Genomic DNA, 15,623 nt, shown 5'->3' with positions numbered 1-15,623 from the left:
TTAAAAGTAGTGGAAAAAGAAGGGGAATTATTTACTGTTGTCAAAATATGTTATAAAACAGAGTTTTTTTCAGGAGGACAATATGGGGTATATAGAAGATTTACGCACAATGGTTGGAAACCAACCATTAATTTTAGTTGGAGTTGCAGTAGCTGTAATCAATGAGAAAGGTGAATTCTTATTACAAAAACGCAGTGACGGACTTTGGGGAGTTCCAGGTGGATTCATGGAATTAGGCGAATCTACAGAAGAAGCAGGAAGAAGAGAAGTATATGAGGAAACTGGCATTGAAGTAGGTAAACTTGATTTAGTAGGAGTTTTTTCAGGGAAACAGCATTATGTTAAATTAACAAACGGAGATGAATTCTATCCAGTTACAGTTGCATATATTTCGAAAGATATAAAGGGTGGAATTCTTAAAGCAGACAGTAAAGAAACTCATGATGCAAAGTTTTTTAAAGCTAATGAGTTACCAGAAGGACTAAATCCCATAATAAAAAACCTCATTAAACAATATTCCCTATCAATTTCACCATAATTAATAACAAGTGTTTAAAGAAGTGTACATAACGTAAAGGGTGCTAATGTGGAAGTATGAAAGGTACTTATCGACGCAGGATCAGTACCTTTCTTTTCTTGTGAAGTAAGCAATAATAATTCAATAAGAGGATGGATTTATTTGATATGACTGTGGAGCTGGGAGGGCTAATAATGAAACTCCAATATATAATGGTTTTATTAACTGTGTTTTTATTAGTTGGGTGTTCCCAAACAAATGATAAATCGCATGAACAAAATAAAACCTTAGAACAATCATTAAAAATTGCAATAGTAGGAACAGAACCACTTTATGATTTTGAAAATATAGAATGGATTAAAGTAAATATAGATGAATTATCTGATAATATAAATTATTATGATGCTTTGTTTGTTATGGAAGAAACATTTTCAAAAACGTCACAAGCCAAATATGCTGAACTATATCAAGAATTACCTTATCCAACTTATTTTATTGGGTTAAATGAGCCATACGAAGTTTTTATGGATAAAGATATTACTATTACCGACCTTAAAGAAAGTGAAAGTATGGCTTTTGCACAAGGGTATTTTAAAAGCGAACAGGGAGAAAAAACTTGGACTTTTGTTCCACCACAACCTTTAAAATCGGAAAGCGATTTTCGTTCAATATATAAAGATATTTTTCATTCTATTATTGAATTTGGATATTAAACTAAAAGGTGCATTAACTAAACAATGGTAATGCTTTTTTCGTTACTATTGTGGAAGTTTTGTTCAATAGGTTAATACATTTAAGGTAATGTAGTGTTCAATTTTTGATATGTCATAATTATAATAAGGGGTCTAACTGAATTGATTAGTAAAGTTAAAATGTTTTCACTTTAGTTTTTAGGGATTACCCCTTATGCACACACATTTTTGTTTTTTTCTTATTAAAGGTCCATTTTGTTGAAGTACATGTAAACCAAACAGTTATCCAAAGTGATTATGAAACCACCAAACTATAAGAATCATACTCACTATTCCCCAAGCTGTGGTACTCGCTATCCACCAAATTATAGATTTAGCTTTTGCTGAGCTTTCCTCGTCTTCCATATTTGCTGTTATATAAGCGAGCTTACTTTCCATACCTTTTTTCATAGAAGCGAGAACAAAAAATCCACTTATGATGAAACCAATAGTTATCAAGAGTAATAAGTCCATCTTTAATACCTCCATTTTTTGTGAATTACTTTCCTTTCATGCTTCTTTATTCAATGATCTGGCTTTTCTAGTTAAAGAAGACAACTGTTTTGACGTTCTCCTATCTTGTGCTAAAGTCCCGTTAAATAAGGAATGACTAATATTGTCATATTATTTCTTAGGTACCTTACTTATATTTTCATTTTCTACTGTAAATCCCCCTAAAAATCCTTTTACATGAATATCTAAATAATACGAAGAATCTTCAAGATTTCGATATTTCAAATCTGCTTCTTTTACAAATGTACCTGGGGAGTCACTTCCCTGTACGGTTTGCATTAAAATTAGTTCCTTTCCACTTTCTTCTAATGATTCTATTTCGAAAGTAGTACAGTTATAATCAAGACACTTTATTTCATATGTATTCTCCATCCACCTAACAAAATCTGCATCATTTGGTTTTTGATTAGCTACAATTATTGCAATTCCAACCGCAATCACTAGAACCAATATTGACCAAACTTTCTTCTTCATACGCTCCCCCTAAACCTTAGACATTTGCTTCTTAAACCAAACTCCCGGTACTTCACTATCGCCATTAATTATGCTTTTAATCAATGACAGTTTTTATTGAGATGGAATCAATTTGCACTACTTTAATTCTTCTGTGAGGTAATCAATTGCTTCATTAACATTATTTGTTTCTACTCCAATTTTTGCTGTTTTAACACTAGAATATTTTAAAATGCTAACCAATGGTGTATCTCTAATTTCTGTCGAATTAGTCTTACGTTCATTTAAAAACTCTTGTTTACTTATATCAGCAATGGCTATGATTCTATCGTTCCCTTCAAATTGCTTAAACTGTTTAATAATTTCTTCATTACCTTTGACGATGGAGATCTCATATTTAGGTGGGTAAAGAAACTCTATTTATATGTATCCAAAAGTTTTATAACCAACAAATAAGAACAAAACAAGAGCTGAAATTTTAATAAATGTCATTCGATTTTTTATCATCGGAAACATCTCCACCTTTACATATCCTGTTCAACTATTATTACGCTTTACTTCAAGAAGAAGGTACTTTCCTCTATGAATATACGTCCCCTTTTGAATAATAAGGAGCATTACTAAAGTGTAATACACTCTTCTACATAGAATTTAATTCCTAATTCGTTATAAACACCTTTCCAACGTTCTTCCATATCCGAAGAATATAAAAAAGGTTTGAATCCAAGTTTAAGATAAGTCTTTAATGCTGGTAATCTATGGTCATTTGTTACAATTCTTATACTTTTATAACCTGATGATATTAACCTGTTTGCAGCTAACGCTGTAACATAAAGGCCTAAACCTTTCTTTCTATGTTTAGGATTTGCAAACACAAATCCTATATCTCCACCAAATGGAAACGTATAATAACTTGATTTTGGATTATGTAAAGCTGATGCTGACGCAACTATCTCTTCTGTTTTTTCGTCCACTATAAAATATAGTCCATCAGGTAATATTCTTGAAAAGAAATCGTTTATATCCTCATTACTTAAGTTCCATCCCTCTTCCTCTAACATCTTTTTATAATTTAATTTATCTTCTTCTCTAAAATTTCTTACATAATATCCTTTCGGTAGGGAAGGTTCTGGTGGTAAACGAAACAGCTCTGGTGGACATAACAATATCAGTGCATTTTCTTTTTGCATAAGTATCCTCCTGTTTCTTATTGGAGTACGAATTTCTTCTATTCTTTGGTTTAGTTAATTCTATAAAAATAGTGTCAATCCCTTCTTGAATCAAGGCACATGTTAGTTCCAAAACTCCTAATTGTCATAATAAAAATAAATATAAAAACCAATTTCAATTAATTTTTTTGTTTTAAATTTATCCCACCCAAGTAAAAAGTCAGAAAATCCTTATTAAACATTCCTGCTCTATTATCTTAATAATTTCCACAAAAAAGCACTTCTCCATCTTGAAGAAATGCACCCTATAGTTTAAGTACATCATTTCACAATCTTTTCTAATTCCCCTTCTTTTATATTATTTGCAATAACTTCACATTTTTTTATAGCCCAAATATAATGATTGGAAGTGTTTGCTGCAAAATAGCTGTATAAATTACTTGTTTTAGTCCACTTATAGTATTTTTTTGTCATTATTTCTTCATCGGAATGTGACTTAATTAAGTCCATTACTCTTTCATGGCTTAACTTTAATTTTTGTATAGCTTTACTCAAGGTAACATCTTGATAGTTTTTCCATATTTGCATATTAAGTAGCTTGATAGAACTCCATTTATACCCTGGTGCTGGCATAAACGGAATATCCCCATCCATACCTTCCTTATACCATCTCTCAAGCATTGCATGCCATTCATATAGGTGCATCAATACATCACGGAAATTTTTATCTCTTTCTTCCGTTTCAATAGATATGCCCCTTTTTCTGCTGGGTACAGATTCAATTATTTCAAGCATAGCTTTAAAATTCGTGTCGCTATTTAACAATAGAATTTCTTTTTCACTATTCTCTGTCATACTCTTATCCTCTCCTTTTACTGTAGATAAAAAGAAAAATATATATTCAATTATCCTGCCCGTTACTTCATTAACCGAAAATCCTTCATGGATCGACGCACCCGTTTGTTGAAGAAGAATACCTAGGGTTATTTTACTTCTATAACAAAAGCATAATAGGAATCTCCTAATGAATACTCACCATCTTCTGAGTGCCAATACACTAAAAAATCATAATAATATATACCTTCTTCAATTGGAGCAGTAAGTACACCATCTACTAATTCATCTTTTACCCATTCTTGGTCTGTGTCGAGCATTCTGGATACAGAAATACTCGATGGCTTTGGTTCATAATCAAATCGAATTTTAATGTTTGCACCTTTTTGAACTTGGAAGGGTAATTTTCCTCCTAGTATCTCAGGAGGTCCAGCATAGTCAACACAACCAGTATTCCAACAATAGGATGCTCGCACAACTTCAATTTTTTCTTCTCCAACAGTAACTATTGGTATTGGTGGAGTAGCACCTTCTAACTTTTCAACTGAGCATCCTGCTATAACCACTACTATGACGATAAACAACCAAATAACCATTTTAAACGATTGCAGCTTCAAACTCCCCCAATTATAAAGACGATTATGATCTATAAAATTTTTCTTCTTTGACTAAACTTCTTCGTTAGTTCAACAAGCTCCTATTGAATCAGATCTATACAGATTCTTAATTTCTCAATTTTATTTAGAATGATTGATACTTTCTTCTTTCTTTTCATAGCGTCTTGAAAAGAAAAGAGTAAGGATAATTCCTAATAAAACGAAGCTTATACAAATATAAATTGGAAAATCCAACCTTATATAAGCTGCTGTTGAAACTCCTAAGATTGTAATCCATTCAAATACTAAAAATGGCTTTATGTATTTCATTAATTGCCCCTCCCAAACATCCTAAATATTGTTAATTTATTTTAACATATTTAGAATTAAAAAAATCCAAGTGTTTATACCCAATAAACATTGATATATGAGGAAAAAGCAACAGACCAAATCATATGCGATTTGGTCTGTTGCTTTTTTTTGTTTCTCTACAGTAACGGAACCGTTAACTACGTAGATCAGGCTTCGATTTAAATCGAGTTGAGACTGCTGTCTGATCTAGCATCTGTAGTCTATCAGGCTTGCCCAATAGAAACCCCTGTCCAATAATTGGACCTATTTCCTTCAACATTTGCAGCTGGTCTTCGGTTTCGATTCCCTCACATACCACTTGGAGCTGAAGAGCCATCGCAATATTCGTAATCCCTTTAACAATCTCTTTTTGCTTCAGGTCTTGATCCACTTCCATAATCAAAGAACGATCAAGCTTGAGAGTGGTAATCGGATATTCTTTTAAATAACCGAATGAGGAATAGCCAGTACCAAAGTCATCAATGGCAATGAGGATTCCTTTTCGTTTAAGGGAGGCCATCTTCTTATAAACATGGGGACCTGCTCCCATGGCAATATTCTCTGTAATTTCTAATTCGAGTTGATGTGAACCTAGTCCACTGAGGCTTAGAGCTGCTAGAACTCTTTCTTCAAAATCTGGCTGTTGAAATTGTAAAACAGAGATGTTAACCGATAGCTTCACATCTGATTGTGCTTGAGAGTTGTGAAGGTATTGCTTGTACTCCTGACATGCATGATTCAGTACCCAGTTACCAAGCTCAATGATTTTGCCTGATTCCTCAGCGAGAGGGATAAACTCACCTGGAGAAATCATCCCAAGGGTTGGATGCTCCCAACGCACAAGCGCCTCTACGCCAATCAAATCCATAGATTCTAAGTGATATTGGGGCTGGTAAAGTAAATGAAATTCGTTGTTCACAATCGCACTGTTTAAATCATTTAAAATCGTTTGTTTTCTAACACTTTCATGATTAAAGGTTGACGTATATCTTAAATATTGGTTGCCGCCATTGGATTTAGCGTTATACATCGCAAGTTCAGCTTGCTTATACACCATATCTGGTTGGATGTTTTCGGTAGAAACAAACGAATATCCGATACTAGGTGTGATATAGATGTCATATTCTTTGGTCTGAAAAGGTTGCTTGAATAGAAAGAGGATGGAGGCTGCCAATTTGTTCATATGATCTTCAGTTTGTACTTCCGAAGAAAAGATAATAAATTCATCTCCACTCCCTTTTACCAGAAATTGATTACCTTCCAACTTGGTATTTAACCGATCTGCTATTTGTTTTAATAGCTGATTGCCACCGGAGTATCCATAGCGATCATTTATATAACGAAACCGGTCAATATCAATGAAGAATAAGCCACCTGAACGGACTTTTTCCGTTTGACTTACCTCCATAGAAAACGATAGTGTATACAGACCTGTGATTGGATCATGTATTCGGTTATATTCATGATGAATAAGGGTTGATAGGATGCTAGCGAATAGTTTAATATGGCCCGCGTCTTCCGCTGAAAAGGAATCCACGGTTGTTCTAAGAACAACCAAACTACCGAACACTTTTCCGTCCCCTGTAATAAGGGGGGCCCCTAAATAAGATTTTATCCCTAATTCATTCGTAATCCTTAGATTACAGGTGAATTCTGAAGCCGCAGAATCTATAATTTTTAGTAACTCACGGTTACTTTTAAATAAATACTGTCAATAAGCTTCCTCTAATGGAAGCCTTGTCCCTTCGGAAAGGATAATGTCACTATCGATTAAGGACTTCACGATAGAAAACGTTTCTCGGTCCATGTGTGACACGAAAAAGGTTCCTTCCCCTATTAGTTGGCGTAATGTCTGAAGGATCTCCCATGATGTGTCATGGAATTCATGATAATGTTGTATGTCTGTGTAGGGTATCTGCATGAATATGATCCTTTCTAATCTATTGAACTCGTTTACTCTTTAAACTGGTGAATCAGCTCATCAAGTTCTTTTGACATCTTCGTTAATTGATCTGAAACAGATTCAATCTCTTCTACGAACTGTAATTGTTCATTCGACAATTGTATCATATGACCGGCAAATTGATTAGTAGATTTACTAATTTCGGTCATATCCTTGGTAGTCACTGACAATTGTTCGGTACCTGCTGAGATTTGCTGGGAAACGGCTGAAACCTCTTGAATTTGGATGGTCACATCTTCAGCAGATGCCACAATTTGTTTTAAGGAAGTTGCCGTTTTCTCCACACTATGGATTCCATCTTTTACTTCGGTTAATCCCTTGTTCATTGCAGTTGAGGCTTCCTTCGTGCCTTGTTGGATATCGGACACAAGGATTGAAATATGATGAGCAGATTTCTTCGATTCCTCTGCTAATTTGCGAACTTCATCCGCTACTACAGCAAATCCTTTTCCGTGCTCGCCGGCTCTTGCCGCCTCGATGGCAGCATTTAATGCCAGTAGGTTTGTTTGTTCCGTGATCCCGGTAATTAGTTGAATAATGTTTCCGATCTCACTAGATTTATCGGTTAGTTGTTCAATAATTTTAGCTAGATGTTGAACCGAATGGTTAATTGAGTCCATTTGCTGACTCGTTTCATAAAGAGCAGTTTCTCCAACCTTCGCTGCCTCAAGACTTTCCGAGGCATGATCTCCCACCATGTTTGAGCTCTCTACAATTCGCTGAATACCAATCGATGTTTCTGAAAGAGCTACAGAATTCTTTGATATCGCTGACAATTGTTGATTTGCTCCAGCGGCAACTTCATTACTAACTTGTAGAATCTGATTGGACGCTGTTTGTGTTTTTCTGACATTGTCTAATAGATAGTTGATGGTATTTACCACTGTTTTTGAAGCGGAATCTAATTTGTGTAAAATATCATCGAACTGCATCTTCTTCTCAGCACGTTCTGATTCTACTTCTTGTTGATATTTCTTTTTATGAAGAATCTGGATGATCGTAAATCCACTTGTTAATAGTAAGAAAACGGCATGAAGCATTAAAAGTCCGAAATGATACTCGGTCATACCACAAATTAACTCGGGAACCGTAAAATACCCAACCAAGTGATGAATAGCAAATATAACCGTACTTACTAAAATTAGATAAATAGAATCATAGTAGGCAAGCATCGCAATGACCATGAAAATAGAGAAGTGGTACTCGACCATTCCATTTCCACCGGCAATGATAGAAATACTTGAAAACGTTAAGGTCAATGCATTAAAGAGTGGAATCTTGGTTTGCCAAGCAGGAATCCATTTTTTTGAAATGATGGTCAAAAGTAATGTAATCATTGGAATAATCATGACAAAGGTGACCAATCCTGTACTCGGACTAGCGAAATTATTGAGGGTTAAGTAGTCTTCAAAGGGGTTGAAAAACCGATGCATGACATGAATGAATAAAGAAAGAACAACTGCACAGACAGCGTAATTAAACATAATGGTATTTTTGGATAAACTCATCTTGATCACTCCTGTTTTCTAGGTCTTTATAATAGTTGGAATTTTGGGCGCGATTCTTTCTACTACCATTAAAGAGGGTACAGTTTCATCTCGAAAAATTAAGCACATACGATACAACTATACCTTAAATATATCGGCTGGTCTGACCAATCCATTATGCAAACTTTTAACATTTTAATTTGTAATTAATGGTAGTAATATAATCTCTCGTTTAACCAAAAAAAGCTCCGGAATGTTCGCTTGAAGACATTGAGGCATTAAACAAAGCGCTGGAGCACCTGTCAGAGCAAGTGTTAAAGAACTTGTACAGAATAACTACATACTTACCATTTCAATCATTATAGAAGGATACATCCTTTTATATTTTTTAAAACTGAGGTCAGGAAAACAATAGATATGAGAGTGACGGACAACATAATAACTACACCGTAACAGATAGCCAAAAGTTTCAAATTAGAACAGTTGGGAAAAATTAAGTAGAGAATAATCAACTCCCTGTACAAGCCATAGTAGTAGATGTAATGTAAGGGAAAAGAGTTGGACGAATTCCGTACCCCATTTAAGTGTGGACAAGATGAACAGCTCTTGCTAGAAATCCTAAAGCAGTAATGAATCACGTTCTGGATGAGGCTAACTGCTGAATTGGATGAACACACAGAGAATCCAATTGGTTATAAGAAATAGTCTCAGAGGGAAAAAAATTTGAAACCTAATGGATCCAAATACGTAAAGTAAGAAGTTGGAATTTAACTAACCATTTAGTAAATAAAAAATGAGTAAATTCAATAGCCTTTCACAAATATTAATAAGTCGTCATTATTATAGGTGACGCTTATATACAAAAAGCATTGGGGGATTTATCTTATATGAATATGTTGGAGTTGGCTTGGGCTTATGGAGTCGTGTTTATTTTAGCGGCCCTTCCTTTTTTTGAAGGTTATGGAGTCATAGCACTGGCCATTATTGCTGGATTACCACAAATACCTGTTATTTTAATTGCATTGTTTGGTAACATCTTAACGGTGTTATTATTAATCCTTTTTATAAACAAAATTAAAGCCTGGAGAAGAAAAAGAAAAGGAGACGAAGCGGAGAAAGAACCGAATAAACGAGCAATTCGTGCACAAAAGATATGGAAAAAATATGGATTGCCGGGATTAGCGTTCATTGGACCATTAATTGTTGGTAGTCACCTGACGGCTTTTATGTGTCTTACACTTGGTGGCACAAAGAAAAGTACGACAATCTGGATGGTTACAAGCATCGTCGTATGGGGTCTAGCATTTGCTGTATTTACTCATTTAGGTGTAGATTTCCTTGGTTATGAAGATAAAGGATTTTTTAAAGATTTAATTTCGAATGATTGATTTCTAGAAGAGTTAGTTTTAGTAATGAAAGTCCTTCTATTCTTTATTTATATTGTAATGGTGAAAAGAGGGTCATTTATGCCTTCTTTTTATTTTGTTAACAGTAGAGGGAAGTTAGGGAAATCATTAAAAGTATTTTCCAATAAGAGGAAAAAATTAATTCTAGTAGAATTTATAATGGGAGTTTATTTACCTTAGGGAGTTGATTGTAATGAGTGGACAGGTGCAAGAAAGATTAGTAGAACGGATTGATGCAGTATTCCTTCCTGTAAGAAATCTAAAGGAATCGTTATCTTGGTACCAGGAAGTATTTGGATTTAACTTAAGATGGAAAAATGAAAGAATGTGTGGTCTTGCGATTGCCCCTAATTGTGGGTTTCATCTGGTTCAAATTTCTAATTTTCAGCCTATTACTACATACACACCTTTTAATTATGTTGTTAAGGATGTAGAAGAAGTAAGAACTAAGTTAATAGAAAAAAATGTAGTAGTGTCGGACTTAAGAGATGGAGAACCTAAACGGTTTGATCTAACTGACATTAATGGAAATATGATAAGTGTCATACAGTTATAAATTCTGGTAAATAATACGGAGAGTCTTGTTTACTAGAAAGCAAGACTCTCTATTTTGTATAAGAAGCTTGGACTTAAATGAGGATCTACTAGTATGGATTATTAGCTGATCTTGAAATATAGTGGATAGGTTCTTTTAAAAAAATTATTATTATGATAGAAAATTTAAAAATGGGATTGACCTTAAAGTAGGTTTAACCTTTATCCTAAATATGTAAAAAATAGTAAAGGAGTGGTTTGGATGTATCGTTGGGATGGAGGCTTTATCATGGTAGCCCCTGAAAAATTTGATGAAGGGATCAGCTGGTATGAGGAAGTGTTCGGATGGGTATGTATGGACAAAATTACTTCATGGGTAGGTAGGAAAGGGTTTATGAAGCTGCCTAGATCTGGAGTAGTGACGGTTAAGTCATTTGAAGGAGAATTCGATCACTTTCAGTCATATGATATTGAGGGTAATGTGAGATTAGTATTTGTCACCTATGACCTTGATCAGACACGAAGCTATCTTGATGATAAACAAGTCAATTTTACAGAATTAAGGATCTTACCAAATGGTCAGAGATACTGTGATATTTTTGCTTTTGATAATACTAGGCTAACAATTGTAGAGGAGCAAAACCAAGGTGATCACCAGGAGTATCCAGCATCAGGTATCATTGGGTTTGGTAGTGTGAATACGATTATCTATGTAAAAAATCCAAAAAGATCTGTTGAATGGTATGAAAAGAACCTTGGATTTGAATTGGTTGAACTCAATGAACAAGAGGGTTATGCGCATATGCGAACAGAAGATGCGTATGACAGAAATGTACTAGATCAACAGTTTTGGGACAATATTTGGATTCTTCAAGATACAGAAAATCTAGTCGAGAAACCGAATGATACGAACGCAAGAGCCTATTTCGATATAAGACCGGCTGTTTTCTTTGAGGAATACAATAAGCTAATTCATAATGGGCTCAAGCCTTCAGACATTGCTGGTAACCCTATAAATGGTTGGGGCGGATTCCATATTTATGACCCTGACAATAATCGTATCAATATTTGGTCCTACAAAGCGAATTAACATAAGGCTAACGGGAGGTAACTATGCATTTTACTATACAGGAATTTTCAAAAAAAACAGGGTTACCTCCTAGTAAACTGAGATTTTATGACAAAAAGGGATTGATTCAACCAACTCGCTTGGAAAATGGATATAGAGTTTACTCCCAAGAACAAATACATATAGCTAAAATGATTGATTCTCTAAGACAAGCAGATATAGCAATCCAGGATATTAAGCAATATAGTGCAGCTAACTCACAAGAGAAGAAAACATTAATTGATAAGTGGAACGAGGATTTGAACAAAAAACTAGATGTACTACTTGCCGCAAAAAAATTTATTGGAGGGATTCAAGTAGAGAATCCTCAAACTCTATTACTTTCAAAATGGGAGACTCCAAAATGTTTAGTGTGGCAAAGGTTTGAAGCAAATAAAAGTCCACATCCTTTTCGTGAACATTTCCTTACTGCAAAGCATCTACTAGAGGAGCAGGGGTTACAATCTTCAAACGAGGTCTATCTAAAATATGAAACGATTATTAAGGACAAAGTAGTTGGAGAAGTAGGGTTTGAGGTGTTGAATCATTTTCAAGAGACTGGAAACGAACGTTTTCGGTATGAAGAATTTCCCCCCACCTTATTTGCTGTATTGAAAGATTGTAGTGCAGATCACGCATTCCTATGTTTCTCCTACATACAAGTGGTCATCCGTTACGGGTTTCAGCCTAAAGGGACTAAGATAGAGAGATATTCGGATATCGATGATTACACCTTTGATTATTTAATACCGCTGGTGAATTAGTACAATGATAATGCTGATTTCCGATACAGCATTTATGGTAAAATTATCTAATATATGTGGTTATATTCATGAACCTTAAAAAGGACTTAATATAGAGTCCTTTTTATTTTGCAAAAAAATAATACGAACTGCAACTTTATGGAAGGGCTACTCGTTATTTGAGTGAAAGGGGGAGGAAATTGGATATTCAACAACTCTATACCCTATATATCCATGATGTCTACAGGTATCTTCTCTCTCTTTGTAAGGATGAAAGCTTGGCAGAGGATTTGACTCAGGACACCTTTATGAAGGCATACTCGGCGTTAGAGAAGAGTCCAGCTCAAGCCATGAAACCGTGGTTATTAAAGATTGCCTATCATACATTTATTGATTTTGTGAGACGAAATAAAAAAGTGAACATTGAAAACCCAGATTACTTTTCAATGATTCCGTCTAGTGAGTTTACAGATGAATTGGTTCAAAAGGAACTAGAAAAAGATGAGCTGTACAAAATGTTAGAACAGTTAAAGCCCATTCAAAAAAGAGCGATCCTGTTATGCGATATCCAAGGCTACTCATATAAAGAAGCAGCGACGATCCTTTCCATCAAAGAAAATACGCTGAAAACACATATTTTTCGAGGAAGAGGAAAGCTGAGGCAGCTGTACAAGAAAGGAAGTGTGGAGGAATGAGTGAGGAATGGAAGCGGAAGTTAAAGGACTATTATGCTGGGAATCTCTCGGACGATGAAGCGGCAGAAATCGAACAAGAATTAGAACGATACGAAGCTTACCAGGAAGTGATAGCTGAAGAGTTTGAGTCACAGGAAGAGACTACCCAAGCAGAAGCTCTTCCGCCTGAAAAAGCTAATAAGATTATTAAGAATAGTATCCGAAATGCGAGATTTTCGTTAACTGCCTATGTGATCATGATTATTTTGATGATTTATCCCTTCATGACAGTGTGTAGTTATCTCTATTATAGTTGGAATCATAAAGCAGAGGATTTCATCCAAGTAGCCATTCAAACTGTTTATGTGACAGAACCAAATATGAGCTTGGAAGAGATGGAGATTGAACGGGAATTTGGATTGTTTTCCTTTAATGTATATATGGACTTATATAAAAGAGTTGGTAAAAACGACATCAAACTAGGAGATTGGGAAGTGGAGTACCGGTTTAATGAAGCACAGTTTCCAAAGAGAAATTATGTCATTGAAAATCCTCCAAAAGAAATTCCTACTTTTGATACGAAGAACTTGTACCACCCGCAAGCGCAAATTACAAACCCTGATTTTAATGCTTGGGAAACATTAGAGAAGCTTCCAGAAGGTACAGTTGCGGAAGTGTATGTATCTTTAGAAGAGGTAATGGAACCAGAAAACCTTCAGAGAATTCTAGAGGGGACCAATTTGGAATGGCGTTGGTATGCAATTGACACAGGACTTGAAGCTTCTGGTGTAGGTTTGGAAGGTGGTTATATTACTCCACTTGGGTACCCAGCTCAGCCTGATCCAGATGGATGGTCTCCGTTTAATGAGAGAGAACCAAACGATGAACAATTTATGGATAGTCTTTACTTTCTGCAGAAATATGAACAGCAAGCCATTGATATTGCCCATGCAAAATGGTTAGATCTTGATGAACGAATCAACTTTCTAGAAGAGAACGGCTTGAAATCATATGGTGGGGTCATTACAGGACCAACAAAGGAAATTTTGAAATTAAAAAGTAATCAGGACATCCGGAATATCAATATGGGGGAGGTGCGACTGTGGAATTGGTAAAGCGCCTGAGTGGTAAAGGGAAAGAGCCAAAGCTTCGCGAAACAAGACTCGGGATTGTCTCCTTTGTCTGTGCCTTATTATCATTGGCTTACTTGAACATCTTCTTAATGACCCTAGACGGATTCGATGTCTTTTCCAATTTATTTCTTCAAATCATCCCAGCAGTAGGTATACTGTCTGCTTTACTTAGTTTTACAAGGACTAGATATAAAAAAAACTTCACATGGTGGGCCATCGCCTTATATCTATTTATGTTTATTTGTATTATCGTTATCTTTTTTGTTGAATTTGCGACGTATATGAAGCCTTAAGTAGGATGGATGGTTTAAAATTGGGGAGAAAAGTCAGTTCGGAGGTTTCAATATGGAAAAGCAGACTGTTACAGAGTGGTTAACGGAGAAAAAGCTAACTGAACATGAAATAGACTTCCTAGTTACATTCATTCCAACCTTAACATACCTGCAAAAAAGTTCTGAGAAGAAACCAGCTGCGTTTCAAATGTTGAAGGAACAATTTCCAACATTTAAGGTGGAGCAAGATGTAAACTACTATGAGTATGAGCATTTTAACTCAGCTATCCAAACTAATATATGTAATAAGTTCTCAACTAGAGAATTATTGGACCGTATGTCAGAACAAGGCTTATGTAAACCATTTTGTGAATCGTTGCTGAAGAAATAATTCCAATGGATGAAAAAGGTCAAGGCATGGTAGCTACCATTGTCTTGACCTTTTTTATGGTAAACCATTTTAGAAAGATTACTCAGTAAACGTAAAGGTTTCCTTTAGTTGCCTACCATTCGGTTCTTCTTTCCAAACAATTTCAATCTCCAATTCAGATGCTCTTTCGGCAAGAAGGAAGTTGTTAAATTGATAAGATTCTCCCTCATTGAATTGTTTTGCTAATAAAGTTGCTTCTTCTTTTTGCTTCTTTTCACAATCCGCTCCTTCAGGACAGCTGACCAGAGAATACTTGATTGTTGTACTTGGGTCATTTCTATACAAATAGATTTCCACTGTATTTACGTCCATCTTACTAACCTTGTCAATTGTGAGAGAATACGTATGAAACTTTCCTTTCACTGGTTTAGTTGATCCTGCACCTTTTTTCGCTTCACCGACTTGAACCGACCATTGCTCAGATGTTTGCTTAGTTGGTAATTTTTCAAATGTCAGGGCTTTTACATGTTGAGAACACGAGAACACAAACAAGAGTGAGAAAATGATAGCTATAAATGTAGGTTTATTAATCAATTTTTTACCTCCTTATTTTTAAAATTAAGATTAGTTTTCCAAAAAACGGATGAACTATGAGGTAGGAATTCAACAACTTTTTGGTTGAACTTGAATGAGGAGAAACGAAGCACACTCTCATTTATGTAAAAAACCTCGAAATTACTGATGTAATATTCGAGTAACATTTGTAATA

General features: G+C 35.1%; 20 protein-coding genes. 10 read left to right on the top strand and 10 right to left on the bottom strand.

Annotated elements, in window-relative coordinates:
• Positions 1 to 82: 82 nt before the first annotated feature.
• Entirely contained in the window at positions 83 to 538 is a 456-nt protein-coding gene (locus tag M1D60_RS19035) for an NUDIX hydrolase (RefSeq protein WP_456276403.1), read from the top strand.
• 173 nt (positions 539 to 711) lie between these two features.
• On the top strand, positions 712 to 1,230 hold the full coding sequence (locus M1D60_RS19030) for a hypothetical protein (RefSeq protein ID WP_456276402.1): 519 nt from the start codon (positions 712 to 714) through the stop codon (positions 1,228 to 1,230).
• 261 nt (positions 1,231 to 1,491) lie between these two features.
• Here the strand turns inward: M1D60_RS19030 and M1D60_RS19025 are convergent, their stop codons facing one another.
• The 9 genes from M1D60_RS19025 to M1D60_RS18985 all read right to left on the bottom strand — a co-directional run bounded on the left by M1D60_RS19025 (position 1,492) and on the right by M1D60_RS18985 (position 7,825).
• Entirely contained in the window at positions 1,492 to 1,722 is a 231-nt protein-coding gene (locus M1D60_RS19025; protein ID WP_456276401.1) for a hypothetical protein, read from the bottom strand.
• Between the two features lie 150 nt (positions 1,723 to 1,872).
• Positions 1,873 to 2,235: a hypothetical protein gene (locus M1D60_RS19020; protein WP_456276400.1), complete on the bottom strand. Its 363-nt coding sequence runs from the start codon at positions 2,233 to 2,235 to the stop codon at positions 1,873 to 1,875.
• Positions 2,236 to 2,834: 599 nt separating this feature from the next.
• Positions 2,835 to 3,404 carry a GNAT family N-acetyltransferase gene (locus M1D60_RS19015; protein ID WP_456276399.1) on the bottom strand — a complete coding sequence of 190 codons (570 nt, stop codon included), beginning with the start codon at positions 3,402 to 3,404 and terminating at the stop codon, positions 2,835 to 2,837.
• Positions 3,405 to 3,704: 300 nt separating this feature from the next.
• Positions 3,705 to 4,238 carry a ClbS/DfsB family four-helix bundle protein gene (locus M1D60_RS19010; RefSeq protein WP_456276398.1) on the bottom strand — a complete coding sequence of 178 codons (534 nt, stop codon included), beginning with the start codon at positions 4,236 to 4,238 and terminating at the stop codon, positions 3,705 to 3,707.
• A 128-nt stretch (positions 4,239 to 4,366) separates the two neighbouring features.
• Positions 4,367 to 4,834 (bottom strand): hypothetical protein, encoded by a 468-nt coding sequence (locus M1D60_RS19005; RefSeq protein ID WP_456276397.1) that lies wholly within the window; start codon positions 4,832 to 4,834, stop codon positions 4,367 to 4,369.
• 120 nt (positions 4,835 to 4,954) lie between these two features.
• The gene (locus tag M1D60_RS19000; protein WP_456276396.1) at positions 4,955 to 5,143 is read right to left on the bottom strand and encodes a hypothetical protein; all 189 of its coding nucleotides are present in this window, start codon (positions 5,141 to 5,143) and stop codon (positions 4,955 to 4,957) included.
• Between the two features lie 175 nt (positions 5,144 to 5,318).
• Complete coding sequence (locus M1D60_RS18995; RefSeq protein ID WP_456279494.1) at positions 5,319 to 6,779, bottom strand: EAL domain-containing protein; 1,461 nt, start codon at positions 6,777 to 6,779, stop codon at positions 5,319 to 5,321.
• A 96-nt stretch (positions 6,780 to 6,875) separates the two neighbouring features.
• On the bottom strand, positions 6,876 to 7,085 hold the full coding sequence (locus M1D60_RS18990; protein WP_456276395.1) for a hypothetical protein: 210 nt from the start codon (positions 7,083 to 7,085) through the stop codon (positions 6,876 to 6,878).
• Between the two features lie 32 nt (positions 7,086 to 7,117).
• Positions 7,118 to 7,825, bottom strand: a complete 708-nt coding sequence (locus M1D60_RS18985; RefSeq protein ID WP_456279493.1) for a methyl-accepting chemotaxis protein — start codon at positions 7,823 to 7,825, stop codon at positions 7,118 to 7,120.
• A gap of 1,676 nt (positions 7,826 to 9,501) precedes the next feature.
• Here M1D60_RS18985 and M1D60_RS18980 point away from each other — a divergent pair.
• From M1D60_RS18980 to M1D60_RS18945, 8 genes are all read left to right on the top strand, one after another.
• On the top strand, positions 9,502 to 10,002 hold the full coding sequence (locus tag M1D60_RS18980; protein WP_456276394.1) for a small multi-drug export protein: 501 nt from the start codon (positions 9,502 to 9,504) through the stop codon (positions 10,000 to 10,002).
• 211 nt (positions 10,003 to 10,213) lie between these two features.
• Entirely contained in the window at positions 10,214 to 10,576 is a 363-nt protein-coding gene (locus tag M1D60_RS18975; RefSeq protein WP_456276393.1) for a VOC family protein, read from the top strand.
• A 240-nt stretch (positions 10,577 to 10,816) separates the two neighbouring features.
• Complete coding sequence (locus M1D60_RS18970; RefSeq protein WP_456276392.1) at positions 10,817 to 11,644, top strand: VOC family protein; 828 nt, start codon at positions 10,817 to 10,819, stop codon at positions 11,642 to 11,644.
• Positions 11,645 to 11,667: 23 nt separating this feature from the next.
• A complete protein-coding gene (locus M1D60_RS18965) occupies positions 11,668 to 12,426 on the top strand; it encodes a MerR family transcriptional regulator (RefSeq protein ID WP_456276391.1) in 759 nt (252 codons plus the stop codon).
• Positions 12,427 to 12,605: 179 nt separating this feature from the next.
• On the top strand, positions 12,606 to 13,100 hold the full coding sequence (locus M1D60_RS18960) for a sigma-70 family RNA polymerase sigma factor (protein ID WP_456276390.1): 495 nt from the start codon (positions 12,606 to 12,608) through the stop codon (positions 13,098 to 13,100).
• On the top strand, positions 13,097 to 14,194 hold the full coding sequence (locus M1D60_RS18955; RefSeq protein ID WP_456276389.1) for an anti-sigma factor: 1,098 nt from the start codon (positions 13,097 to 13,099) through the stop codon (positions 14,192 to 14,194). Before M1D60_RS18960 ends, M1D60_RS18955 begins: the two co-directional genes overlap by 4 nt.
• Positions 14,182 to 14,505 carry a hypothetical protein gene (locus M1D60_RS18950; protein ID WP_456276388.1) on the top strand — a complete coding sequence of 108 codons (324 nt, stop codon included), beginning with the start codon at positions 14,182 to 14,184 and terminating at the stop codon, positions 14,503 to 14,505. The genes M1D60_RS18955 and M1D60_RS18950 overlap by 13 nt, the downstream gene beginning before the upstream one ends.
• Before the next feature lie 52 nt (positions 14,506 to 14,557).
• Positions 14,558 to 14,875 (top strand): hypothetical protein, encoded by a 318-nt coding sequence (locus tag M1D60_RS18945; RefSeq protein WP_456276387.1) that lies wholly within the window; start codon positions 14,558 to 14,560, stop codon positions 14,873 to 14,875.
• A 78-nt stretch (positions 14,876 to 14,953) separates the two neighbouring features.
• Here M1D60_RS18945 and M1D60_RS18940 read toward each other — a convergent pair whose 3' ends face one another.
• Positions 14,954 to 15,448, bottom strand: coding sequence for a hypothetical protein (locus tag M1D60_RS18940; protein ID WP_456276386.1), 495 nt, complete (start codon positions 15,446 to 15,448; stop codon positions 14,954 to 14,956).
• Positions 15,449 to 15,623: the final 175 nt, after the last annotated feature.

Source organism: Bacillus sp. AK128 (assembly GCF_053903075.1).
This window is presented reverse-complemented; position numbering and strand designations above follow the sequence as displayed.